Origin of the sequence: Leclercia sp. LSNIH8 (genome assembly GCF_002920195.1) — a bacterium.
GTDB lineage: Bacteria > Pseudomonadota > Gammaproteobacteria > Enterobacterales > Enterobacteriaceae > Enterobacter.
This window is the reverse complement of the sequence record NZ_PQJY01000004.1, coordinates 40,155-64,678: the sequence shown is the minus strand read 5'-3', so window position 1 is coordinate 64,678 and position 24,524 is coordinate 40,155. Positions and strand designations below refer to the sequence as shown.

At 56.2% G+C, this 24,524-nt stretch carries 22 protein-coding genes and 1 pseudogene; 9 read left to right on the top strand and 14 right to left on the bottom strand.

The genetic code is table 11. From position 1 onward, the window contains the following. The first annotated feature begins 133 nt into the window (after positions 1–133). Both dld and C3406_RS12320 read left to right on the top strand, forming a co-directional pair. Positions 134–1,891 carry a D-lactate dehydrogenase gene (dld, locus tag C3406_RS12325; RefSeq protein ID WP_103825030.1) on the top strand — a complete coding sequence of 586 codons (1,758 nt, stop codon included), beginning with the start codon at positions 134–136 and terminating at the stop codon, positions 1,889–1,891. A gap of 103 nt (positions 1,892–1,994) precedes the next feature. Continuing rightward, a complete protein-coding gene (locus C3406_RS12320) occupies positions 1,995–2,549 on the top strand; it encodes a GNAT family N-acetyltransferase (protein ID WP_103825029.1) in 555 nt (184 codons plus the stop codon). A gap of 99 nt (positions 2,550–2,648) precedes the next feature. On the opposite strand, the gene pbpG is transcribed toward C3406_RS12320, so the two are convergent. Together pbpG and C3406_RS12310 are read right to left on the bottom strand one after the other, a co-directional pair. Next, entirely contained in the window at positions 2,649–3,569 is a 921-nt protein-coding gene (gene pbpG / locus C3406_RS12315; protein WP_103825028.1) for a D-alanyl-D-alanine endopeptidase, read from the bottom strand. Positions 3,570–3,736: 167 nt separating this feature from the next. Beyond that, the gene (locus C3406_RS12310) at positions 3,737–4,324 is read right to left on the bottom strand and encodes a Yip1 family protein (protein ID WP_103180303.1); all 588 of its coding nucleotides are present in this window, start codon (positions 4,322–4,324) and stop codon (positions 3,737–3,739) included. 149 nt (positions 4,325–4,473) lie between these two features. Here C3406_RS12310 and C3406_RS12305 point away from each other — a divergent pair, with 149 nt between their 5' ends. Beyond that, a complete protein-coding gene (locus C3406_RS12305) occupies positions 4,474–4,740 on the top strand; it encodes a hypothetical protein (RefSeq protein WP_103825027.1) in 267 nt (88 codons plus the stop codon). A gap of 24 nt (positions 4,741–4,764) precedes the next feature. Next, positions 4,765–5,325, top strand: a complete 561-nt coding sequence (locus C3406_RS12300; RefSeq protein ID WP_103825026.1) for a DedA family protein — start codon at positions 4,765–4,767, stop codon at positions 5,323–5,325. Between the two features lie 3 nt (positions 5,326–5,328). On the opposite strand, the gene C3406_RS12295 is transcribed toward C3406_RS12300, so the two are convergent. The 4 genes and pseudogenes from C3406_RS12295 to map form a co-directional block, all read right to left on the bottom strand. Continuing rightward, a complete protein-coding gene (locus tag C3406_RS12295) occupies positions 5,329–6,102 on the bottom strand; it encodes an SDR family oxidoreductase (RefSeq protein ID WP_103180306.1) in 774 nt (257 codons plus the stop codon). Between the two features lie 52 nt (positions 6,103–6,154). Then, positions 6,155–7,573, bottom strand: a complete 1,419-nt coding sequence (gene mdtQ / locus C3406_RS12290; RefSeq protein ID WP_103825098.1) for a multidrug resistance outer membrane protein MdtQ — start codon at positions 7,571–7,573, stop codon at positions 6,155–6,157. 197 nt (positions 7,574–7,770) lie between these two features. Beyond that, positions 7,771–8,703 carry a tRNA dihydrouridine(16) synthase DusC gene (gene dusC / locus C3406_RS12285; RefSeq protein WP_103825097.1) on the bottom strand — a complete coding sequence of 311 codons (933 nt, stop codon included), beginning with the start codon at positions 8,701–8,703 and terminating at the stop codon, positions 7,771–7,773. Between the two features lie 59 nt (positions 8,704–8,762). After that, a pseudogene (map, locus tag C3406_RS12280) lies at positions 8,763–9,561 on the bottom strand (type I methionyl aminopeptidase). 215 nt (positions 9,562–9,776) lie between these two features. On the opposite strand from map, the gene C3406_RS12275 reads away from it, so the two are divergent. The 4 genes from C3406_RS12275 (at position 9,777) to sanA (ending at position 12,722) form a co-directional block, all read left to right on the top strand. Beyond that, positions 9,777–10,175: a CidA/LrgA family protein gene (locus C3406_RS12275; protein WP_103825024.1), complete on the top strand. Its 399-nt coding sequence runs from the start codon at positions 9,777–9,779 to the stop codon at positions 10,173–10,175. After that, positions 10,172–10,867 (top strand): CidB/LrgB family autolysis modulator, encoded by a 696-nt coding sequence (locus C3406_RS12270; RefSeq protein ID WP_103825023.1) that lies wholly within the window; start codon positions 10,172–10,174, stop codon positions 10,865–10,867. Before C3406_RS12275 ends, C3406_RS12270 begins: the two co-directional genes overlap by 4 nt. A 128-nt stretch (positions 10,868–10,995) precedes the next feature. Beyond that, positions 10,996–11,880, top strand: coding sequence for a cytidine deaminase (gene cdd, locus C3406_RS12265; protein WP_103825022.1), 885 nt, complete (start codon positions 10,996–10,998; stop codon positions 11,878–11,880). A gap of 128 nt (positions 11,881–12,008) precedes the next feature. Continuing rightward, a complete protein-coding gene (gene sanA, locus C3406_RS12260; RefSeq protein ID WP_103825021.1) occupies positions 12,009–12,722 on the top strand; it encodes an outer membrane permeability protein SanA in 714 nt (237 codons plus the stop codon). 267 nt (positions 12,723–12,989) lie between these two features. Here sanA and mglC read toward each other — a convergent pair whose 3' ends face one another. The 7 genes from mglC to C3406_RS12225 all read right to left on the bottom strand — a co-directional run bounded on the left by mglC (position 12,990) and on the right by C3406_RS12225 (position 21,170). Continuing rightward, on the bottom strand, positions 12,990–14,000 hold the full coding sequence (gene mglC, locus C3406_RS12255; protein WP_103180322.1) for a galactose/methyl galactoside ABC transporter permease MglC: 1,011 nt from the start codon (positions 13,998–14,000) through the stop codon (positions 12,990–12,992). 15 nt (positions 14,001–14,015) lie between these two features. Further along, on the bottom strand, positions 14,016–15,536 hold the full coding sequence (mglA, locus tag C3406_RS12250) for a galactose/methyl galactoside ABC transporter ATP-binding protein MglA (protein WP_103825020.1): 1,521 nt from the start codon (positions 15,534–15,536) through the stop codon (positions 14,016–14,018). A gap of 71 nt (positions 15,537–15,607) precedes the next feature. After that, positions 15,608–16,606 (bottom strand): galactose/glucose ABC transporter substrate-binding protein MglB, encoded by a 999-nt coding sequence (gene mglB / locus C3406_RS12245; RefSeq protein ID WP_103825019.1) that lies wholly within the window; start codon positions 16,604–16,606, stop codon positions 15,608–15,610. Between the two features lie 291 nt (positions 16,607–16,897). Then, a complete protein-coding gene (galS, locus tag C3406_RS12240) occupies positions 16,898–17,920 on the bottom strand; it encodes an HTH-type transcriptional regulator GalS (RefSeq protein WP_103825018.1) in 1,023 nt (340 codons plus the stop codon). A gap of 155 nt (positions 17,921–18,075) precedes the next feature. Next, positions 18,076–19,233 carry a DUF418 domain-containing protein YeiB gene (gene yeiB / locus C3406_RS12235; RefSeq protein WP_103825017.1) on the bottom strand — a complete coding sequence of 386 codons (1,158 nt, stop codon included), beginning with the start codon at positions 19,231–19,233 and terminating at the stop codon, positions 18,076–18,078. A 17-nt stretch (positions 19,234–19,250) separates the two neighbouring features. Beyond that, positions 19,251–19,919 (bottom strand): GTP cyclohydrolase I FolE, encoded by a 669-nt coding sequence (folE, locus tag C3406_RS12230; protein ID WP_103180331.1) that lies wholly within the window; start codon positions 19,917–19,919, stop codon positions 19,251–19,253. 117 nt (positions 19,920–20,036) lie between these two features. After that, positions 20,037–21,170, bottom strand: coding sequence for a YbfB/YjiJ family MFS transporter (locus C3406_RS12225; protein WP_103825016.1), 1,134 nt, complete (start codon positions 21,168–21,170; stop codon positions 20,037–20,039). A 140-nt stretch (positions 21,171–21,310) separates the two neighbouring features. On the opposite strand from C3406_RS12225, the gene fghA reads away from it, so the two are divergent. Continuing rightward, positions 21,311–22,147, top strand: a complete 837-nt coding sequence (fghA, locus tag C3406_RS12220; protein ID WP_103825015.1) for an S-formylglutathione hydrolase — start codon at positions 21,311–21,313, stop codon at positions 22,145–22,147. A gap of 122 nt (positions 22,148–22,269) precedes the next feature. Here fghA and cirA read toward each other — a convergent pair whose 3' ends face one another. Beyond that, complete coding sequence (gene cirA / locus C3406_RS12215) at positions 22,270–24,240, bottom strand: catecholate siderophore receptor CirA (RefSeq protein ID WP_103825014.1); 1,971 nt, start codon at positions 24,238–24,240, stop codon at positions 22,270–22,272. Positions 24,241–24,524 lie beyond the last annotated feature (284 nt).

The following is a 24,524-nucleotide window of genomic DNA, read 5'->3' as shown; positions in this document are numbered from 1 at the left end:
GCGCAGTGTGCCATAAACCCTCTGAACGTTGCAGGGTTTATTCTCTGATTTTTCTGGTGAATACTGGTTCGCTTAAACATTAATCGCGCTATGATTTTTGACGACGCATTTGAATAACCACAAGGGGTGGACGATGTCTTCTGAACGACTGCACGATAACACCAGTTTCATTAACGAGCTATCACGCCTGGTAGGCCAGGCGCACCTGCTTACTGACGCCGCGAAAACCGCCCGCTACCGCAAGGGCTTTCGCTCCGGACAAGGGGACGCGCTGGCGGTGGTGTTCCCGGGCACGCTGCTGGAGCTGTGGCGGGTGCTCAATGCCTGCGTCGCAGCAGACAAAATTATTCTGATGCAGGCGGCCAATACCGGCCTGACCGAAGGCTCCACGCCGAACGGCAATGATTACGATCGCGACATTGTGATTATCAGCACCCTGCGCCTCGACAAGCTGCATCTGCTGGATAAAGGTGAGCAGGTGCTGGCCTATCCGGGCACCACGCTCTACTCCCTGGAAAAGGCGCTCAAGCCGCTGGGCCGTGAGCCGCACTCGGTGATTGGTTCCTCCTGTATCGGCGCCTCGGTGATCGGCGGGATCTGCAATAACTCTGGCGGATCGCTGGTACAGCGCGGCCCGGCCTATACCGAAATGTCACTCTTTGCCCGCATCGATGAGCAGGGCAAGCTGACGCTGGTGAACCATCTGGGTATCGATTTAGGGGTCACGCCGGAGCAGATCCTCAGCAAGCTGGATGATGACCGCGTGAAAGACAGCGATGTACTGCATGACGGACGCCACGCTCACGACCATGATTACATCAGCCGGGTGCGTGAAATTGATGCTGACACCCCGGCGCGCTATAACGCCGACCCGGATCGTCTGTTTGAATCCTCTGGCTGTGCCGGTAAGCTGGCGGTCTTTGCCGTACGCCTGGACACCTTCCCGGCCGAGAAACGCCAGCAGGTGTTCTATATCGGCACCAACCAGCCGGAGGTGCTGACCACTATCCGTCGCCACATTCTCGGGGAATTTACCCATCTGCCGGTGGCCGGTGAGTATATGCACCGGGATATTTACGACATCGCCGAACGCTACGGCAAAGACACCTTCCTGATGATCGACAAGCTCGGCACCGACAAGATGCCCTTCTTCTTCACCATGAAGGGGCGCACCGATGCGATGCTGGAGAAGGTGTCACTGTTTAAACCGCACTTTACTGACCGCTTTATGCAAAAGCTGGGCAACGCCTTCCCGGCGCACCTGCCGCCGCGGATGAAAAGCTGGCGGGATAAGTACGAGCATCACCTGCTGTTGAAGATGGCGGGCGACGGCATTGCCGAAGCGCAGAGCTGGCTGAGCGAATTCTTCAAAACCGCGGAGGGGGATTTCTTTGCCTGCACCCCTGAAGAGGGCAGTAAGGCCTTTTTACACCGCTTTGCCGCCGCTGGCGCCGCGATCCGCTATCAGGCGGTTCACGCAGACGAGGTGGAGGATATTCTGGCGCTGGATATCGCCCTGCGCCGCAACGATACCGAATGGTTCGAAAAACTGCCGCCGGAGATCGACAGCCAGCTGGTGCATAAGCTCTATTACGGCCACTTTATGTGTTACGTCTTCCACCAGGATTACATCGTTAAAAAAGGGGTCGATGCTCACGCCCTGAAGGCGCAAATGCTGGCTCTGCTGAAGGCGCGCGGCGCGCAATATCCGGCGGAACACAATGTCGGTCACATTTACGAAGCACCGGACTCATTAAAACAGTTTTATCGGGCTAATGACCCAACTAACAGTATGAATCCGGGGATTGGTAAAACAACCAAGCATAAAAACTGGCAAGAGCAGCCTGAAACAGCGATTCATAGCCCGCAAGCCACTGATCAAACCAGTTAGCCAGAATGGGCCCGCTGTTAAGCCTGTACAAATCGTACTAGAGTAGCCTCGGGTCGCCAGAGAAACGTTTCTCTGGCTTTTTTTGATGAGGAGCGGACATATTATGTCGGCTGTTGAAACTTTCTCCGAAACTGACGTTCAGGTTCGCGATGCAGAGGCGGAGGACGCTCATGCCATCGCCGCCATCTATGCCTGGCACGTCCTTAACGGGCGTGCATCTTTTGAAGAAGTTCCCCCTACCGTAGACGAGATGCGCGAGCGTATACACGCGGTGACCAGCCAGGGGCTGCCGTGGCTGGTGGCGCTCTATCGTGGGATTGTGGTGGGCTTCTGTTACGCCACCCATTATCGCGCGCGCCCCGCCTACCGTTACACCCTTGAAGAGTCGATTTACGTCGAGGCCAGCACGCCCGGACGCGGCTTTGGCAGCGCGCTGCTGAGCGCCCTGATTGCCCGCAGCGAAGAGGGTCCGTGGCGCCAGATGATCGCCGTGGTGGGCGATGGGCCGAACAACGCCGGGTCGTTACGCCTGCATAAAAAGCACGGTTTTGAAGTGGCAGGACAGCTGAGAAGCGTGGGATACAAGAAAGGCGACTGGCGCGATACGCTGATTTTGCAGCGCCCCCTCAACGACGGTGACTGGACGCTGCCGGAGTAATCTATTTCAACGCGGTATTGCCGGGTGGCGCTTCGCTTACCCGGCCTACACAACCCGTAGGCCCGTGCAAGCGAAGCGCCGCCGGGCATTAAACGCGATTCAATCGTTCTGCGCCGTCGCCATCTGGGCGGCTTTTTGCTTTTTGTAGCTCAGGGCTGCGGCGGGAACCGGGGTGACTTTTCCGGTTTCAATCCAGGTCCGCAGACGGCTGGCGTCGGCAAAGTGGGTATATTTGCCAAAGGCGTCCATCACCACCAGCGCCACCGGCTTGCCATTAAAGACCGTACGCATCACCAGACAGTGGCCCGCGGCGTTGGTAAAGCCGGTTTTGGTCAGCTGGATATTCCAGTTATCGCGGTAGACCAGATGGTTGGTGTTACGAAACGGCAGGGTATACGCCGGATGCGAGAAGGTGGCCATCTCTTCCCGGGTGGTGCTGAGCTGGCCGAGCAGCGGATACTGCTTAGTGGCGATCAGCAGCCTCGTCAGATCCTGCGCCGTCGAGACGTTATGAATCGACAGACCGGTTGGCTCCACAAAGCGCGTCTGAACCATCCCCAGCGCCTTCGCTTTCGCATTCATCGCCCGGATAAAGGCGTCATAGCCGCCGGGATAGTGGTGCGCCAGGCTTGCCGCAGCGCGGTTTTCCGAGGACATCAGCGCCAGCAGCAGCATATTTTTACGGCTGATTTCGCTGTTCAGACGCACGCGGGAGTAGATCCCTTTCATCTCTGGCGTATGGCTGATGTCGACGCGCAGTTTTTCATCCAGCGGCAGTCGTGCATCCAGCACCACCATCGCGGTCATTAATTTGGTAATCGACGCGATCGGGCGCACCAGATTCGGGTGGCTGGAATAGATCACTTTGTTGGTATTCAGATCGACGATCATAGCGCTGCCAGAAGCAATCTCCGGCTGTGTCGCCGTAGCCACAGCGGCAGTTTTGGCGATTGCGGGGGTCGCCACTGGCACGGCCAGCAACAGTGCAAGACTCAGTAAAGAAACGCGGAATTTCAGCATGGTGAGATTTCGGATAATTATTCACGCACGTAATAACGTACGCCGCCCGGGCCGAAGCGAGAACACGGGCTGGCTAAGGCATCATAGCCGTCCGGATGCCTTGCTACCAGTAGTTAATCGTGAACAGATGCTGCATTGCTGGCAATTACGCCAGCAATGCCGTGTCGTCAGAAGAGACGATATCCATAACCCCAAAGAATAACCGTCAGCGCCAGTAGCACTTCCAGCAACAGCACGCCAATGGCGAGAGTCGAACCGGAAAAGCTGCGGCCCTCTTCTTTGTTGATATTCAGGAAGGTAGGAATACCGATATAGAGCAGATAACCGGTATAAAAGAGCGCCAGCGTCCCCACCAGCGCGCAGAGCCAGACAATAGGATAGAGCGCCACGATCCCGCTTAAAAACAGCGGGGTTGCCACGTAACCGGCAAACACCATGCAGTGCGCCAGGGAAGGACGCTGCGGATAGCGACGCGCCATCCAGTAAATCACCCGCCCCATTACCGCTACCCCTGCCAGCATCAGGGCGTAAAAGACTGCGGCCAGCGCCAGGCCGGTTGTCCACGAAAGTTTTACAATGTTGCCGTCGTCAAAATCCCAGCCAATTTGCGTGGTACCGATGAACGCGCAAATCACCGGTACGGCAGCCATCAGCAACACATGGTGGGTATAGTGATGACTGACCGTTTCGTTTTCGCTTCTGATCACGTGCATTTCACGATCGGGATGGGAAAAGAGTCCCCAGACATGGTTCATAACGCCCCCTTGTTGTCGGCCCGCTAGCGATAACTCAAGTATAATGCAGGCCTGAGATTATTTTTTGTACAGTATAAAAATGCAGCGGCAGGTTTGGGCGTCTGGTATATTACTCCCTGCTAAACAGCAGTTTACGGGAGAGATCTCTGATGGCGGAATTCATTTTTTTCCAGAAAGGAAAGCAAATCGCTGCGCTGGATAAGTCCGACCTGCAGGGTGCAAAAATGCTGGTTGAACAGGGGCATAAAAAGCAGTTTGAAGAGGTGACTGCCCCTGACGGCCCGCAGGCGCTGGCGCGCTTTGCCGATATCAAAAAAGAAGAAGAGGTAGCGCCGTTTGCCTGGGCGACAGGTGCCCTGTTTTTTGGTCTGATCGTTCCTGTTTTAGGTTTCATCAGCTGGTTGTTCATGCGTTAACGTTTCCTGCGCTACGCTTAGCGTATGGATATTAATACTTTGATTGCACAGTATGGCTATGCCGCGCTGGTCGTTGGCAGCATAGCGGAAGGGGAAACTATCACTCTGCTGGGGGGCGTGGCGGCGCATCAGGGGCTGCTGCGTTTTCCGCTGGTCGTGGCCGCGGTAGCGCTAGGAGGCATGATCGGCGATCAGCTGCTCTATCTGCTTGGCGTCCGGTTTGGTCCGGCGATCCTGCGGCGCTTTTCCCGCCATCAGAAGAAAATCAACCGCGCCCAGCAGCTGATCCAGCGCCACCCTTACCTTTTCGTGATCGGCACCCGCTTTATGTACGGTTTTCGCATCATCGGCCCGCTACTGATCGGGGCCAGTCGCCTGCCGCCAAAAATTTTCCTGCCGCTGAACATTGTGGGCGCCATCATCTGGGCGCTGATTTTCACCACCTTAGGCTACGTGGGCGGTGAAGTGCTGGAGCCCTGGCTGCACGCGCTGGACCAGCACCTGCGCCACTGGATCTGGCTGATTGTGGTGCTGGTGCTGGTTTTCGTGGTGCGCTGGTGGCTGAAACGCCGGGATCGCAGCTAAGGATTACTGCTCCGGTTTAAACTGCGGATTGCCCAGCATAAAGCCGCCATCGACGATAAACGACTGTCCGGTGGCGTAGCTGGCGTCGGTGTCACATAGCCAGGCGACCAGGCTGGCGATCTCTTTGGTATGCCCCGGCCTTGCCAGTGGAATGTTGGGCATCGAGCCGGGCTTCACTTCGCTGTCATCCATGTCATTCATCGGCGTGGCAATGGCGCCCGGCGCCACGGCGTTCACCAGAATGTTATGGTGAACCAGCTCCATCGCCATCGACTTGGTCAGGCCGCCGAGGGCGTGTTTGGCTGAGGTGTAAGCGCTGGCCTCCGGCAGCGGCGTATGTTCATGCACCGAGGTGATATTGACGATACGTCCCCCCTCCCCCTGCTTCACCATCTGCCGGGCGGCGATCTGCGAACAGAGAAATGCCCCATCCACATCGACGCTAAAAATAGATCGCCACTGGTCATATTCCATCTCAAGAAACGGCGCTTTGGTCATCGCCCCGGCGTTATTGACCAGCACGTCAAGTCGGCCGAAACGTTCAATCAGCGTCTCGATGGCTTTCGCCCCGTCCGGCAACTGGCTGAGATCGAGATGGATGGCCTCTGCCCGCTGTCCACGCGCCTCGATCTCGCGGCAGGTTTTCATCGCCCCTTCTTCATCCGAGTGCCAGGTCACGCCAATATCAAACCCACGCTCCGCCAGCATCAGCGCTGTGGTTTTGCCGATCCCCGAATCTGATGCCGTTACAATAGCCACACGATTGGTTGAACCCATACTCACCTCCAGAAAAGAAGACAAAGAAGTAAGTATAGTGACTTCTCACTTTTCACCCGTGCTTATAGCCGCCACCCAGCGCGGAGGTGAGTTGCAGGGTGGCATCGATGTACTGTCCCTGCAGCGTCAGCCCGGCCAGTTGTTCCTGCAGAGCGGGGATCCGAGCCTCGCTGACCCGTGAGCCTGCGACAATCCCGGCATTAAAGCGCGCCTGTGCCAGCGCGACTACCCGTGCGGCATCGGCTTCAACGCGTTGCTGATGCTTATTTTTCGTCATTAACGTTTCGACTTCGCTTGCCGTCCGGGCGACCTGGTTGACAGCCTCCACTACCGCTTTGTTGTAGTTCGCGATCGACAGATTATTTTGCGCCTGGGCGATATCAAGGTTGGCATTCAGGCGCCCACTGTCGAAAATCGGCAGGGTCAGCCCGGCGGTAACGCCCATCTGCTGCGCCGAGGAGCGGAACAGATCGCTTAAGTGCAGCGCATCCTGTTGCAGGAAGGCCATCAGGTTCACGTCAGGATAGAAGGCCGCTTTCGCCGCATCCACCTCATGCAGGGAGGCTTCGATATACCAGTGCGCCTCCTGCAAATCAGGGCGGCGGGCGAGTAATTCATAGCCCAGAGTGGAAGGCATTTTGCTCTCGACAGCGGGCAAGGCGTGCGGGGTCAGCGTCACCGTTGGGGAGTTGGTAAGCGCCGCCAGACGCGCCTCAATGGCTTTCATTTTTCCCTTCACCTCCGCCAGGTGCTCATCCGTTTTACTGGCGTTAATGTCGGTTTCCACCCCTTCCACAGAAGAGGTGATACCATGCTGGTACAGCTCCCGGTCGGTACCGATAATATTGAGCTGCTCCTGTTTGATGGCGGCTAAGAGATGCCCAATGGCCGCCTGGGTTTGCCAGTCCCAGTAAAGACGCGCCACGCTGCTGGCCAGCAGTTGACGGGTCTGCTGCAGCTCCGCCTGTTGTGCGTTGACCTTCCCGATGCGGGCTTCAACCTGGGCGCGGTTTTTACCCCACAAATCCAGATCCCAGCCAGCGGTCAGGCCAAAAGTGCCGTTAGTGTACCAGGGGCCAGTGGTTCCGGCCGCCGGATCGGTTATCGCGAAGGGGCCCATCAGCCCTTCGGCTGACATTTTCTGCCGCTCTGCGTCGGCAGAGAAATTAACCTCCGGGCCATCGGCAGCCATTGCCATTTTGGCCTGCGCTTCGGCAAGGGCGATGCGCTGACGGGCAAGGGTCATATCCGGCGCATCGGCCAGGGCTTTGGTAATCAGCGTATTTAATTCTGGATCGTGAAAATCTTCCCACCAGCTCTCTTTTGGCCACTCTCCGGCAGCCAGGCCGGTATCGATTTTCGCGGCGGGGATCTGTTGATTCAGCGAGGTTGCGGTATCGTGGCCCGGGGCGCAGGCAACAAGAAGCAGGGAGAGAGGCAAGCAGCAGAAATAAAAAATCGAACGATTCATGACGTTATTCACCAAAAAAAGAAGGGGGGCAAAATACGCCCGCTTCGCCTCCTTTGTTTAGGAATCGGTGGCAATCCACAATTTGTCATACCTTTACATATCCAGTAAAAACTCGGATACGCATCCCGTTTGCACACGTTAACCGTGTCGTTCGGAGCCACAATGCGCGCCGCAAAAACGTGATGCTTGCCGTACTGCTATTTCGCCTGAATCACCCGGGCTATCTCCGCCGAAGATTGCAGGGCGCGGATCTCCTGAAACAGATCCAGGGCCTCGTCGTACTCTTTACGCAGGTAGCTCAACCACTGCTTGATGCGCGCCACGTGGTACAGGCCGGTGTCGCCCTGCTTTTCGAGGCGGGAGTACTTCTTCAGCAGCGTCACCACCTCCGGCCACGGCATACGCGGCTCGTTGTATTTAATCACCCGGCTGAGGTTTGGCACGTTGAGCGCCCCGCGCCCAATCATGATGGCATCGCAGCCGGTTGCGGCCATGCAGGCCAGCGCGCTCTCGCGATCCCAGATTTCACCGTTAGCGACCACCGGGATGGTCAGCCGTTTACGGATCTCGCCGATGGCCTGCCAGTTAATGCGTTCGGCTTTGTAACCATCTTCTTTGGTGCGTCCGTGAACCACCAGCTCGCTGGCGCCCGCCTGCTGTACCGCATCGGCAATTTCAAACTGCCTGTCGCCGCTGTCCCAGCCGAGGCGAACCTTTACCGTCACCGGCAGATGGGAGGGCACCGCCTCGCGCATCGCTTTCGCGCCGCGGTAGATCAGCTCAGGATCTTTCAGCAGCGTGGCGCCGCCGCCGCTGCCGTTAACCATTTTTGACGGACAGCCGCAGTTCAGATCCACGCCCCAGGAGCCCAGCTCGACGGCGCGGGCGGCGTTTTCCGCCAGCCACTCGGGATATTGTCCCAGTAGTTGGATCCGCACCAGGGTGCCGGAGGGGGTGCGGCTCTGGTGATGCAGTTCCGGGCAGAGTCTGTAAAACGATTTTACCGGCAACAACATATCCACCACCCGCAGGAACTCGGTGATGCAATGGTCATAATCGTTAACGTCGGTCAGCAGCTCACGCACCAGCGAATCGAGCACGCCTTCCATCGGTGCCAGTAATACACGCATATCAGTACCCGTAAAAAAAGAGGCGCTATAGTAGCCGCTCCCGCCAAAGGTGGGAAGCATCACTCGTGGGGTGCGGTCTTAATCCGGGATTGTCTCTTCAGGACGCAGCGTCAGCACTTCAAAACCGTCCGCGGTCACGGCGATGGTGTGTTCCCATTGCGCAGAGAGCTTTTTGTCACGGGTGACCACCGTCCAGCCGTCTTTCTTCGTTTTGATCCGGCTGTCACCCTGATTGATCATCGGTTCGATGGTAAAGACCATCCCCTCCTGCAACACCGGGCCTTCGCCAGGTTTGCCGTAGTGGAGGATCTGCGGCTCTTCATGCATCTCTTTGCCAATGCCGTGCCCGCAATACTCGCGCACCACGCTGTAGCCCTGGCCTTCAACGTATGACTGAATAGCGTGACCGATATCCCCAAGCGTAGCGCCCGGTTTGACGGCCTTAATTCCTCTCCACATTCCCTCATAGGTGGCTTTCACCAGCCTGCGTGCCAGGGGCGAAACGTCGCCAATGAGATACATTTTACTAGAGTCGGCGATCATGCCCGCGTTTTCGAGAGTGATGTCGACATTCACGATGGCACCCGATTTAAGGTGTTCTGACTCTTTCGGGATCCCGTGGCACACCACTTCGTTCACCGAGGTATTCAGCACGTAGGGGTAACCATACTGTCCTTTGCTGGCCGGGCGGGACTGAAGTTGTTCGACGATAAACGCCTCCGCGCGATTGTTGATCTCCATAGTGGATACGCCAGGCTTAATAAACTCGTCCAGCATGGTAAACACCGAGGCCAGCAGTTCGCCCGCATGTCGCTGGCGAGCCAGCTCATCAGCGGTTTTAATGAGAATGGATGGCATTGTTTACCTCCAGTAAACGTTCAGGGCCGGATTTCAGCATCATTATCTTTATCTGTCGATCGTATATTGTCTGCGCCGCATTGTCTCCTGTGGTTTGGGGAAATGCCCAACGTTCCAGAAAGTAATGTCTGGTATGCTCAAAAGTCATGATGTGATCCGTAGCACGTTTCCGGTTTTAATTGTATGATGAATGCGTTCCATTAAGGGCTTCCACCATGAATAAAACACTGATCGTTATCTGGCAATACCTGCGCGCCTTCATCCTGATTTATGCCTGCCTCTATGCAGGTATCTTTCTCGCCTCCCTGCTGCCGATCACCATTCCCGGCAGTATTATCGGCATGCTGATCCTGTTTGTGCTGCTTGCGCTGCAAATCCTTCCGGCAAACTGGGTCAAGCCAGGCTGCTCGATACTGATCCGCTATATGGCCCTTCTGTTCGTCCCCATCGGTGTGGGCGTGATGCAGTATTACGATCTGCTGAGCGCGCAGTTTGGCCCGATATTTGTCTCCTGCACCATCAGTACGCTGGTGGTGTTTTTAGTGGTGAGCTGGAGTACCCATCTGGCGCACGGGGAGCGTAAAGTGATTGGACAGAAAGGACAGAAAAAATGATGGCTAATATCTGGTGGTCGTTGCCGCTCACCGTGGCAGTCTTCTTCGCCGCCCGCAAGCTGGCGGTGCGCCTGAAGTTCCCGCTGCTTAATCCCCTGCTGGTGGCGATGGTCGTGATCATCCCTTTCCTGCTGTTAACCGGCATCCCTTACGATCACTATTTCCAGGGCAGCAAAGTCCTCAACGATCTGCTCCAGCCTGCGGTGGTCGCGCTGGCGTTTCCGCTGTATGAACAACTGCACCAGATCCGCGCCCGCTGGAAGTCGATTATTACCATCTGCCTGGTGGGTAGCGTGGTGGCGATGATCACCGGCACCTCGGTGGCGTTGCTGATGGGGGCAACACCGGAAATTGCCGCCTCCATTCTGCCTAAATCGGTCACCACCCCGATTGCCATGGCGGTGGGCGGCAGTCTCGGCGGCATCCCGGCGATCAGCGCCGTGTGCGTCATTTATGTCGGTATTCTGGGTGCGGTATTAGGCCATACGCTGCTGAATGCCATGCGCATCCGCACCAAATCTGCCCGTGGTCTGGCGATGGGCACCGCCTCACACGCCCTCGGCACCGCCCGCTGTGCGGAGCTGGATTACCAGGAAGGTGCCTTCAGTTCGCTGGCGCTGGTAATCTGCGGGATTTTGACCTCGCTGATCGCCCCTTTCCTGTTCCCGATCATTCTGGCGGTGGTGGGCTAAAATTTGCGACGCGTCGCGCATTTTTAATCTGAGTTTCATAAGTTGCACACATAATGAGATCTAAGTCACATATAAAGCCCCAGCGGCTCCGTACACTACCGATCCATTAACCTTTATGAGGCAACGCCATGCATCCACGTTTTCAATCAGCTTTTGCCGAGCTAGCAGAGAATTTGCAGTCAGCCCTGGCCCCGGTTCTGGCGGATGCACACTTCCCCGCCCTGCTGACGGCTGAACAGGTCGCCGCACTGAAACGTGCCACGGATCTGGATGATGACGCACTGGCCTTTGCGCTTCTGCCGCTGGCGGCGGCCTGCGCCCGCGCTGACCTTTCCCATTTCAACGTCGGCGCCATTGCCCGCGGCGTGAGCGGCACCTGGTACTTCGGTGGCAATATGGAGTTTCTCGGCGCCACCATGCAGCAGACCGTGCATGCGGAACAGAGCGCCATCAGCCACGCCTGGCTGCGTGGTGAAAAATCCCTGCAAGCGATCACCGTCAACTACACCCCGTGCGGCCACTGCCGTCAGTTTATGAACGAGCTTAACAGCGGTTTACAGCTGCGCATCAACCTGCCGGGCCGCGCCCAGCATACGCTGGCGGATTATCTGCCGGATGCGTTCGGACCGAAAGATCTTGAGATCAAATCGCTGCTGATGGACGAGCAGGACCACGGTTATGCCGTGAGCGGGGATGAACTGACCCAGGCTGCTATTCTTGCCGCCAATAAAGCACACGCGCCATACAGCAACGCGCCGAGCGGCGTGGCGCTGGAGTGTCGTGACGGGCGAATCTTTACCGGCAGCTATGCCGAGAATGCCGCCTTTAACCCGACGCTGCCGCCGTTACAGGGGGCGCTGAACCTGCTCAGCCTTAACGGTTACGACTACCCGGATATCCAGCGCGCCATTCTGGCGGAAAAAGCCGATGCACCGCTGATCCAGTGGGATGCCACTGCGGCCACGCTGCGTGCGCTGGGTTGTAGCAACATTGATCGTGTCCTGCTGGGCTAAGCGTATGATGCGGGCAGCAATGCCCGCACAACTGATGAAAATCCCCTCAATTAAATCGCCCTTTCTTGCGCTTACCAGACGGGTAAAGTAGCCTGAGTGAAATTTCACCTTTGGTAAGAGTCATCTGTATGTTAAAGCGCATGTTTTACAGCCTGGTTGTCCTGATCGGCATCGTGCTGTTGACTGCGCTGGGCCTCGACCGCTGGATGAGCTGGAAAACGGCTCCTTATATCTTTGATGACCTTCAGGATCTGCCCTACCGGCAGGTCGGCGTGGTGCTGGGCACCGCCAAGTATTACCGCACCGGGGTGATCAACCAGTATTACCGTTACCGCATTCAGGGAGCGCTCAACGCCTATAACAGCGGCAAAGTGAATTATCTGCTGCTGAGCGGTGACAATGCGCTTCAGAGCTATAACGAGCCGGTCACCATGCGTAAGGATTTGATTGCCGCAGGGGTTGATCCGGCCGATATCGTGCTCGACTACGCCGGTTTCAGAACCCTCGATTCGATTGTTCGCACCCGTAAGGTGTTTGATACCAACGATTTCATCATCATTACCCAGCGCTTCCACTGCGAACGCGCGCTGTTTATCGCCCTGCATATGGGGATTCAGGCACAGTGCTATGCCGTCCCGTCACCAAAAGATATGCTCACCGTGCGGGTACGCGAGTTTGGCGCACGCCTGGGGGCGCTGGCGGATCTCTACATCTTCAAACGCGAACCACGCTTCTTAGGCCCGCTGGTGCCAATCCCGACGATGACAGAAGTCCCTGCCGATGCCCAGGGTTATCCGGCGGTCACGCCAGAACAGCTGCTTGAGATGCAGAAGAAGAAGTAACCCCCGCCGGGTGGCGGCTTCGCCTTACCCGGCCTACATAACCCCGTAGACCCGTGCAAGCGCAGCGCCGCCGGGCAAATCTCGCCGGGTGGCGGCTTCGCCTTACCCGGCCTACATGTTGGGTGCTTTCTGATGCCATCACCCCGCCCCTCTCCCACGGGGAGAGGGCGCAAACATTAAAAATGGTCACCCAAGTGACCGTTTTGCATTTACCTTTGCCGGGCATAAAAAAACCCGCACAAGGCGGGTTTTTTGTTATCAACGCTATTACTTCTTACGCGCGTACTTCAGGGAGTCCAGCGCAACGGCGAAGATAATGATCGCGCCCTTGATAATGTACTGCCAGTACGGGTTGACGCCGATATAGGTCAGGCCGTAGTTGATAACGGTGAAGATGATCACACCGGTTACCACGCCCAGCACGGTACCTACACCACCGCTGAACGACACGCCCCCCACGACGCACGCGGCAATCGCATCCAGCTCATACATAAAGCCGAGGTTGTTGGTGGCAGAGCCGATACGGCCCGCTTCCAGCAAACCACCGAACGCATAGAACACGCCGGACAGGGCATAGATAACCAGCAGGTTCAGCGCCACGTTAACACCAGAGACTTTTGCCGCTTCCGGGTTACCCCCGATAGCGAAGATGTTCTTACCGAAGCGGGTTTTGTTCCACAGCACCCAGACGAACGCCACGGCAATCAGCGCGTAGAAGGTGATGTAGGAGAGGCGGAAACTGCCCATCGCGATAAAGCCCTGCGTAAAGGTCGAGAATCCACTGTCGAAACCGGAAATCGGTGATGCGCCCACAAAGTCGTAGTACAGGGAGTTGATACCGTAAACGATGATCATGGTACCCAGGGTGGTGATGAACGGCGTTACGTTCAGGTACGCAATGATGATGCCGTTAATCAGACCGATGACCGCGCCAATGGCACAGACAATCAGGATCACCAGGAAAATAGGCATGGTTGCCATTTCCGGGAAGACCTTGTTGGCGTTTTCCATCGACTGCAGAAGCGTTGCCGCAACAACCGCCGCCAGACCAACCTGACGGCCGGCTGACAGGTCAGTACCCTGGGTGACAATAAGACCTGCCACGCCGAGGGCGATAATAATACGCACCGAAGACTGGGTCAGAATGTTACTTAAGTTCAGCAGACTTAAGAAAGTCGGATCCTGGAAAATAATAATGGCCAGTAAGACTAAAAGAACAACGTAAATACCGCCTTCTTTCAGATAAGTAAGAAAACTTTTCTTATTTAACGCACTCATGAGGAGCCCCTGATCTTAAAGGTGCAAAGACGCAAGACGCAAAATTTCGTTTTGCGTTGTCGTTTTGGTGTCAACAATTCCGGCAACGAGACCATTGCTCATAACCAGAATACGATCTGTGATCCCTAACAATTCCGGCATTTCGGAAGAAATAATAATAATCCCTTTATCTTTCTTAGCTAATTCAGCAATCAGCTGATAAATTTCAAATTTTGCACCAACGTCGATACCGCGGGTTGGTTCATCCAGCATCAGAATTTCAGGCTGGGTTAACAACCAGCGCCCAATAATAACCTTTTGCTGGTTACCACCGGAAAGCGATCCAATTTGCGTGCGATGTCCTGGGGTTTTTACGCGCATGGAGTCAATAACCCACTGGGTATCACTCTTCATGCGGGAATTATCCAACAAACCGATTTTATTTTTATAATTATGAATATTAGAAATTAAGGAGTTAAAGTTAATATCCAGATAGGCGTAAATACCGGTCGAGCGACGCTCTTCGGTCACCAGCGCAAAGCCGTGGTTAATGGCTTCGTTGGCGTTATGGTTATTAATCTTTTTACCGTGCAGAGTGATGGTGCCGCCAGATTTCTCGCGGATGCCAAACAGCGTTTCGACGATATCGGTACGCTTGGCGCCCACCAGACCGGCAATCCCGAGAATCTCCCCTTTATGCAGATCGAAGGAGACATCGCGAATGGAAGGCTGACGCAGTGAAGTCAGGTTGCGCACTTCCAGAATCACTTCGCCCGGCTTGTTCTCTTTGTTCGGGAAGCGCTGGTTCAGGGAGCGGCCAACCATCATGGCGATGATCTTGTCCATGTCCAGCCCTTCCAGCGACTGGGTGGCGATCCACTGCCCGTCGCGAAGCACGGTGATTTCATCACACAGCTGGAAGATCTCTTCCATTTTGTGAGAGATATAAACGATGCCGCAACCGCGCTCTTTCAGTTTACGGATAATGGTGAACAGGTGGTTCACCTCTTTCTCCGTTAATGAAGAGGTAGGCTCGTCCATAATCACGATTTTGGCGTTATAGGAGAAGGCCTTGGCGATTTCAATCATCTGCATTTGTGAAACAGACAACGTACCGACGCGCGCGCGCGGATCGATATCAATATCCAGTTCATCAAAAATAGCTTTGGTGTCGCGATACATTTTGTCCTGATCGACAAATACGCCTTTGGTCGGATAACGACCCAGCCACATATTGTCCATAACAGAACGCTGAAGTACCAGGTTTAGTTCCTGGTGAACCATCGAAATACCGTTTTCCAGCGCCTCTTTGGCGGAATGGAAATCGATCTCTTTTCCCTGAAAAAGAATGCTGCCAGAATCTTTTTGATAGATCCCAAATAAGCATTTCAATAATGTTGATTTACCCGCACCGTTTTCACCCATTAAGGCGTGAATGGAGTGAGGCCGTACTTTTAAATTAACATTATCCAGTGCTTTAACACCGGGAAAAGACTTGTTGATACCGCTCATTTCCAACAAGTATTCACCGGACGACTGAGTCGTTGTGCTGACCATAATTATACCTTCTCGGCCTCGCGTCGCGTGATAAAAGGGCGCAGAAACTGCGCCCAGTGGAATGCTATAACTTATTTACCGGTGAACTGCGCCAGGTTTTCCTGATCTACGCCAACGTACGGTACACGAACAACTTTGTTGTCAATTTTCCAGTTAGTACCGTCAGCAGCGCCTTTACCTTCTGCCAGGTTTTTCGCCAGATCGAAGGTGGCTTTCGCCTGGTTGTTGGCATCGTTCAGCACGGTACCGGCCATTGCGCCAGATTTAACCAGTGCCAGCGCTTCAGGCAGGGCGTCCACACCAAATACCGGGATAGAGGATTTGTTGTGAGCTTTCAGGGCTTCTACCGCACCCATTGCCATCGCGTCGTTGTTGGCGATAACCACTTCAATTTTGTTCGCGTTCGGGCCGGACAGCCATGCGTCCATCTTGTCTTTCGCCTGAGCGGTATCCCACATTGCGGTATCTAAAGCCAGCTGCTGGGTTTTCAGACCCTTGTCGTTCAGCTCTTTGATAACGTAGGTGGTACGTGCTTCAGCGTCCGGGTGGCCTGGCTCGCCTTTCAGCAGTACGAACTGTACCTGACCATCTTTGTTCAGATCCCAGTTCGGGTTAGCGGCCCAGTGTTTGGCAATCAGGTCGCCCTGAATAATGCCGGATTCTTTGGAGTCGGTACCGACGTAGAAGGCTTTGTCGTAGCTATCCAGCGCTTTGCGGGAAGGTTCTTTGTTGAAGAACACAATCGGCACGTTCTGGCCGCGTGCTTTTTCAATAACGGTGCCTGCTGCTGCCGGGTCAACCAGGTTGATTGCCAGAGCTTTTACGCCTTTCGCCAGCAGAACGTCGATCTGGTCGTTCTGTTTGGACTGGTCATTCTGGGAGTCGTTCATCAGCAGCTGTACGTCTGGTGCGCCAGTACCCTCTTTCTCGATTGCCTTACGCACAACGGACATGAAGTTGTCGTCATACTTATAGATAGTCACACCAATACGGCTATCTGCAGCGTGCGCGGCGGCACCGAAAAGCATGCTTGCCATAACAGCAGACAGAGTCAACACCTTCTTATTCATGATATCTCCGATTTTTATGCAGGGTAGTTCGTGTGAATAAGGCTCGGCGGGCACATGTTAAAGAAACGTTACTGCCGGCCGAAGTCCACTTATAAAATTTCTATCTTCCTTGGTCGGTAGCGCTCCAGAATGCGTTTTTTTGGATGTTTAACGAACCTTAGCTATAGCCAAAGTGATTAATCACCGTTACATAGCGTTTCAGTTGCTAAAACGCTGACATCATAGACAGCGCATTGTTAAGTTACTGTGAATTTACTCACAAATTGAAAACGGTTACATCACGGCGAATTATTAGTTAGTGATCGGCACCACAGTTTGCCGAATGGCAACGGAGTGGCGACGCACTAAAGTTGGCATGAAACAGTGGGTTGCATTGATATCCAGCTTCCCGGCGGCTCCCTGTAACGCCAGCTCCGTGGCCAGCCGGGCCATGGAGGCGATGGGGTAGCGGACTGTGGTCAGCTGCGGGTCCGTGTAACGGGCAATCGGGATATCATCAAAACCAATCAATGACAGATGCTGTGGCACCGCAATGCCATTGTCTTTCAGCGCCGTGAGTGCGCCCGCCGCCATGCTGTCGTTGTAGGCAAAAACCGCGGTCAACTGCAGGTTGCGCCCGAGCAGCTCCACCATGGCCGCTTCCCCACCCAGCATGTCCGGCGCACCGGTGCCGATCCAGCTGTCTGATCCGGTAATACCCTGTTCAAGCAACGCTTTCTGCCAGCCTTCCCGGCGCATATCGTCGTCCTCAATGCGGTGGCTGGAGGCCAGATAGCCGATGCGCTGATGCCCGTTGTTCATCAGCATCCGCGTCGCCATCATCGCTCCGCTGACGTTATCGAGGCAGACGCAGCGGTGGGCATAGCCGGGAACGATGCGGTTAATGAGCACCATGCCGGGGATCTGCTCCATCAGGGCAGATAGCTCCTCGTCGCTCAGGGCTTTTGAATGGACGATCAGGGCGTTACAGCGCTGGCGAATCAACACCTCAATGGCGTTACGCTCTTTTTCCGCCTCGTGATAACTATTGCCGATCAGCACGTTTTTCTGGTGCTCCTGGGCCACCATATCGACGGCTTTTACCAGGGCACCGAAGAAGGCATCCGACACGTCCATCACCACCACGCCGATGGTGTCGCTGACCTGGGTCGCCAGCGCCTGGGCGTTCGCATTAGGCCGGTAGCCCAGCGCCGTGACGGCTTTCATCACGCACTCCCGCGTCTCCGGACTGACCAGCGCGCTATTGTTGAGAACCCGGGAAACGGTGGCGACAGAAACGCCCGCCTGACGCGCGACGTCACGAATGGTGATCATATTCACCACCCTTATTTAGATTGCAGCGACTCACAGACACCCCCTGTGTTTAGCAAGGTGTCTATTCTGGCAGCGACAAGGCGAGGACTACGTGAAGAAGGTCACAAGGATGAAAACGGTTACATCCGTTTTGTTAATGATTGTGATCCAGATCGTTATCCGGATGTATGGCTTGATGAAACGCCTGACGCACGTATGGTCAATTGCCGCCATACCCATTCCAGCGGCCCCTGACGGAAATGGCGCAGCCAGAGGACGGAGAAAAGAATATTAACCAGCCACACCGGCAGGACAATGCCCAGCAATTGTAGCCGGTCGAACTTCATAAATAAGCCAAGCTGATAGAACAGGGTAGTACAGATCAGCGTCTGTAAAATATAGTTGCTGAGCGCCATGCGCCCCACGCAGGCCACCGCCGTCACCAGCCTGAAACGGCAGAGCTGTGGCCAGTAACCGTAGATGAGCGCGGCATAGCCAATCGTCTGAAACGGCGCGCTCAGCTCGCGCGGCGCCTGCAACAGGAATGCACACCAGCGATAATCCCAGTGCAGATACCACTGGGCGATCACCGCCGGAAGATTGATCGCCAGCCCGATCAGCACCAGCCACATCCCGGTGCGGCGATAGTGGCGCGGACTGAACTCGCCCTTCAGCCAGCCGGTACGCATCAGCGCGGCGCCGATCAGCATCATCCCCGCCAGCTGCCAGCCATACTGTGCGCCGAGCGCCAGTAAGCTGTTGCCAATCATATCCGCCCGGTTGCTGATGGCTTCCAGTCCGCCGCCCAACTTCCAGTACTGCTCATATTGCAGGTTCGCCGCATCCGGTACCCAGGAGCGGTTGGTCGAGCCGCCGGAGATAACCCCCAGCAGCAGCAATATAGCCACGCCGATAAGAAACAGCACCACGCCGGTATTGAAGAGATTTTTGATATCATGCGCATCGCGGATGATGCGCCAGCAGATCAGCCCTACCAGCCCATAGGCCAGCAGAATGTCGCCATCCCAGAACAGCAGCCCATGAATAAATCCGAACAGCACCAGCAGAGAGAGCCGAGCCTGGATCCAGCGTTTACCGCGTTTCAGTAACAGCTGAAGACCTGCGCCAAACAGCAGCGCAAACAGGGTAAGGAATTTGACCTGGGCAAAGAGATCCAGCACCGCCCATGTCCAGGCGTCGCGGAGAGTGATATCGCCATACCAGGCGGGATTGAGGTAAGCGGCCTTCGGCAAACCGAAGGCGCTTATATTCAGAAGCAGAATACCCAGAATAGCGACGCCACGAACGAAATCCAGCGTGACATTTCTTTCCATGTACCCTGCCCTGACGGTTAGCTAACGTGACGGACGGCGCGCAGGAACTCCTGGCGGGTATTCTGGCTCGATTTGAACAGGCCGCCCAGCGAGGTGGTGGTGGTGGCGCTGGTCGCATCACGAATGCCACGCGCTTTCACGCAGTAGTGTACCGCATCAATCGATACCGCCACGTTGTTGGTACCAAGCAGCGTTTGCAGCGCGATGAGGATCTGCTGGGTTAAACGCTCCTGTACCTGCGGACGCTGGGCAAAGAACTGCACGATACGGTTGATTTTAGACAGGCCAATCACCGCGTCTTTCGGGATATAAGCCACGGTCGCTTTACCGTCGATGGTCACAAAGTGATGTTCGCAGGTGCTGGTCAGGGTGATATCGCGCACCGTCACCATCTCATCGACCTTCATTTTGTTTTCAATGACGGTAATTTTCGGGAAATTGGCGTAATCAAGCCCGGAGAAAATCTCATCGACATACATTTTGGCGATGCGACGCGGCGTCTCCATCAGACTGTCATCACTCAAATCGAGATTGAGCAGCTGCATGATTTCGGTCATGTGCCCGGAAATAAGACTTTTACGTGTTTCGTTGTCCATCTCCTGAACCGGTGGGCGCAGCGGCGTTTCAAGGCCGTGTGCTACCAGCGCTTCATGGACGAGGGCAGCTTCTTTACTCATTGATGACATTCTTTTCTCCTGCAGGTGTGGCGCTCTTCTGCCCTCCGTGGGGCAAAATGTGCACTCATTGTGCGCGAGGCGGCGAGCATAATCCAGTATTCACCGCGATAATTATTCTAATTGTCGTTACCTTTCAACCTGACGCTGCCAGACCAGTCCGCCCGCAACAAACAATGCGATACCGGCAAGGCCCAGCGCAGGCTCAAGCTGATGGGTAAGCCAGCTCGACAGTGCCGAGGTCATCGGGCCAATTAGCTGCCCGATGGCATAGCCGGTCGTCAGTAACCCGGCCATGTAACGCGTATGATTCGGTGCCAGTTCACGCCCATAGAGCAACGAGAGCTGCACCGCACATAAAAATCCGCCGCCGACCAGCAGCGCACCGGTCACCAGACCGGCCATCCCCGGCATCAGCCAGGCGGCAATCACTCCCACCGCCTGCAACCAGAGCACGATCGCCAGCCGACGATGGGTCGACGCGACGTGGCGCAGGGCGATGCTGAGGGCAATGCCCACCATCGAGGCGACACCAAAAACCGGCCAGACAAACTGGGCAAAGGCGCTGCCAGGAAAGCGCAGCGCCGCCATCTGCGACAGAAACGTCGCCGGGAGGATGTAGCCAAACCCGGCGAGGCTGTAGCTCCAGACCAGACGACGCAGATCGCGGGTTAGCGTCAACGGCTCCGGCGTCGTGCCCGGACGATGCAGCTGCCCGGCACGCGGCAGGTAGCGGGCCACCAGCGCGACGAGCACCAGCGCCAGCAGGCCGTAGATTTGCCAGGCAGCGCTGGCGGAGAGCGCCTGCGCCTGGATCCAGACCGCCAGCAGGCCGCTTAAGGCGATCCCGGCCCCCGGCCCGGCAAACACCGCGGCACTCAGGCCCGGCTTGCCAAAATGGGCCAGCCGTTCGTTGGTCCAGGCAGCAATCAGCACCATCGACCAGCCGCTCATGCAGCCAATCACAAAGCGCAGCAGCCCGTGGATCACCGCATTATCCGCCACGGCGGAGAGCAGCGTCAGCGCCACTGCACCAACGATCCCCAGCCACAGACGGCCCTCGAAAAACCGGTGCGCGCGCATGGCATCCCACGCTCCCACCAGATAGCCGAGATAGTTCATCGCCGCCACCAGCCCGGCGCTGGTCAGGGTGAGCTCGCCTGCCGAAATCATCAGCGGCACCTGAGGAGTAAAGGCAAAGCGCCCTATTCCCATCGCCACCACCAGAACCACAAATCCGCTGAGCGCGATACGCAGCGCCATGACCACCCCGATTGTTAAAGTTTCGTAAATTCATGATGCAGGATATGAGGCAAATGCGGAAGTGAAAGTTGCTCACACGTTACTGAATAATCTGTATTATGGCTTTCAATCCCGATCTCACCTTCCTGAAGGAGCCCTGCATGGAACTGCTCGAAGAGCACCACTGTTTTGAAGGTCAACAGCAGCGCTGGCGTCACGACTCCACGGTGCTGAACTGCGCGATGACGTTCAGCATTTTTCTTCCTCCGGCGACCGACGGGGCGAAACCGCCGGTGCTTTACTGGCTCTCTGGCCTGACCTGCAATGATGAGAACTTCACCACCAAAGCGGGCGCCCAGCGCGTGGCGGCCGAACTGGGGATCGCCCTGGTGATGCCGGATACCAGCCCGCGCGGCGACGACGTGGCGGACGATGCCGGATATGATCTGGGTAAAGGCGCCGGGTTCTACCTGAACGCCACCCAGCAGCCCTGGGCGCGTCATTACCGGATGTATGATTATCTGCGCGACGAGCTGCCGGCGCTGATCCAGGCGGAATTTGCAGTAGCCGATCGCTGTGCCATCAGCGGTCATTCGATGGGCGGTCACGGTGCGCTGGTGATGGCGCTGAAAAACCCGGGTAAATATGTCAGCGTCTCGGCGTTTGCGCCTATCGTCAACCCGACGCAGGTGCCGTGGGGGCAGAAGGCCTTTAGCCACTATCTGGGTGAGGATGCTGCAAACTGGCAGGCGTGGGACAGCTGCGCCCTGATGCTGGCCAGCCAGCCGGAACAGGCGATCCCGACGCTTATCGATCAGGGCGATGCCGATCAGTTCCTGGCAAGCCAGCTACAACCGGCGGTGCTAGCGGAAGCGGCACGGCAAAAAGCCTGGCCGCTGACGTTACGTATCCAGCCGGGGTACGATCACAGCTATTATTTCATTGCGTCGTTTATTGAAGATCATCTGCGCTTCCATGCGCAGCAGCTGTTGAAGTAAGTGCCAGCCTCATGCCCGGTGGCGCTTCGCTTACCGGGCCTACAAAACCCACACCAGCCCGTAGGCCGGGCAAGCGCAGCGCCGCCCGGCAAACAGACCGCACCGCTCCGGCGATCCCTCGATCAGAACTGGTAATCCACCGCCATAAAGTAACGGCGTCCTTCTTCGGTATAGCTGTAGTCGTCGCGGCTGAGATCTTTATCCAGCAGGTTCATGACGCCCGCACGCAGCTTAACGTTTTTGGTCGCCTGCCATGCACCACCGGTATTCCACACCACGTAGCCACCCGGCGTTGCCGCGCCATCGGTAATCGCGCGTTTCTCACCCGTATAATTCCCCTGCACGTAGAAGGACCACGCCTGGGTCGCCTGCCAGTCCAGCGTACCGTTTGCGGTATGGAACGGCAGCTCGGAGAGCGGCTTGTTGCCACCGTTGCTGATATCACGCCCGTCGTTATAGGTGTAATTCAGCGTCATTCGCCACTCTTCGGCAATCGGGAACTTAATCTCCGTCTCCAGGCCACGGATACGCGCCTTATTGACGTTGTAATAGCGGAACACCGGCTCGCCGTCGGCATTCAGCCCGACATAGTTAGGGTAGCTCTGCGCCTGGCCGACGTTGGCGGTACGGCTGATGCTGATCCGGTCATCAACGTCGTTCTGGAAAGCGGTGATGCTCCCCTGAACGCCCTCTAACCATCCCTCTTCCCCGCTGTAGTACAGCCCCAGCTCGAAACTTTCACTGGTTTCTGGTTTCAGATCCGGGCTACCGACAATTTCACAGGCACCACGGCAGGAGCCGGTGGTCCAGTCCGGACTCAACTGCAACAGCGACGGCGCCTTGAATGCCGTTGCCCAACCGCCTTTCACCGTTAGAGTATCGGTGGCGTTATAAACCAGGTAAGCACGCGGGCTCCAGTGGTCGCCGTAGGTTTCATGGTCATCCATGCGCACGCCGGTGGTCAGGGCCAGCGGCTCAAAGATCCGCCATTCATCTTCCAGGAACAGCGCATACTGGCTGGCCGATGTATTACTGCTGTTGCCGCCGGTAAGGTTGACCGGATCTTTCAGCTTATCGTGACGCCACTCTCCGCCAAAGGTCACCAGCTGGTTAATCTCCCCCAACGGCAGGACATATTTACCGTCGATGGAGTTGCTTTCGGAGGTGATCGCGCTGCTGTTGCCAGGATTTTTGTTGTCCACCTTCTCGCCGTAGAATTTCAGCTCGCTGTTGCCCAGCCCCCAGCGGCCATTGTGGCTCAGGGAGTAGTTCTGGCGCTCCAGACGGTTTTTGTCCAGCGAGTCGGAATCCCGATCCTGACGGTCAAAACCATACCCGGCGGTGAAATCGTGGTTTTCGTTCGGGGTCCAGGCAAATTCCACGTTGGCATCACGGCTGGTGAAGCCTTCGATACGCGGGGTTTCGCCTGTAGCGCTGGTGGAAGAGGACTGCGGATCGTCTTTATCACGCTGGGAGACGCTGCCGAAGGCTTTCAGGCCGAGAACGCCATCCACCAGCGGGCCGCTGGTATAGAACTGGCCGCCGTAGGTGTCGCCGCGATCGCGATGTTCCTGAATGGTGGTGTCGGCAGTGAGGGTGCCGGTCCATTTCTGGCCGATCTTTTTGGTGATGATATTGACCACGCCGCCCAGAGCATCGGAGCCGTAGAGGGAGGACATTGGCCCGCGCACCACTTCGATGCGCTCGATGGCGTCCACCGGCACCCAGTTGAGATCGAAGTCGTTATGGCGGAACACGGCGTTGCGCGAGTTGACGCGTTTGCCGTCGATCAGGATCAGCGTATAGCTGCTGTCCAGCCCGCGGATACTGACGCCCTTGCGGTTGTCCCCTTCGTTAGTTAACTGCACGCCCGGCACGTCCTGTAACACATCTTTCAGGTTCTGCACTGGCTTACGCTGCAGATCCTGCTGGGTGATGACGCTGATACTGGCGGGGGCATCTTTCAGGTTTTGCTCGTTGGCCGAGGCGGTAACGACCATCGTGTCGCCAGATTCCACCGCCGCAACCGGCAGCGCCAGGGAAAGAGCAGACGCGCACAGCCCTCCCCGAACGAAGGGATTCAACCTAAACATTCCATTTCTCCATGAGGTAAACACAGCAAAATCAAATATGTACTGCTCACATTGCATTGCATGCCGCCCGGTTCTTTGGGCGGGTCGGTCTGGTAATTCTTTGCAGGTGTGGCCGCAACCCCTCCCCTGACCAGGGCGAGAAAGTTGACTCCTTCATCCTTTTGATTACTTTGCTAATGATAAAGCAAACGATAACCATTATCAATTCAATTGTTAAAAGTTATGTCAAGAGAGCATACTGTGGAGAAATAAAAAACCCGCTCGGCTGAGCGGGTTAGAGAAGG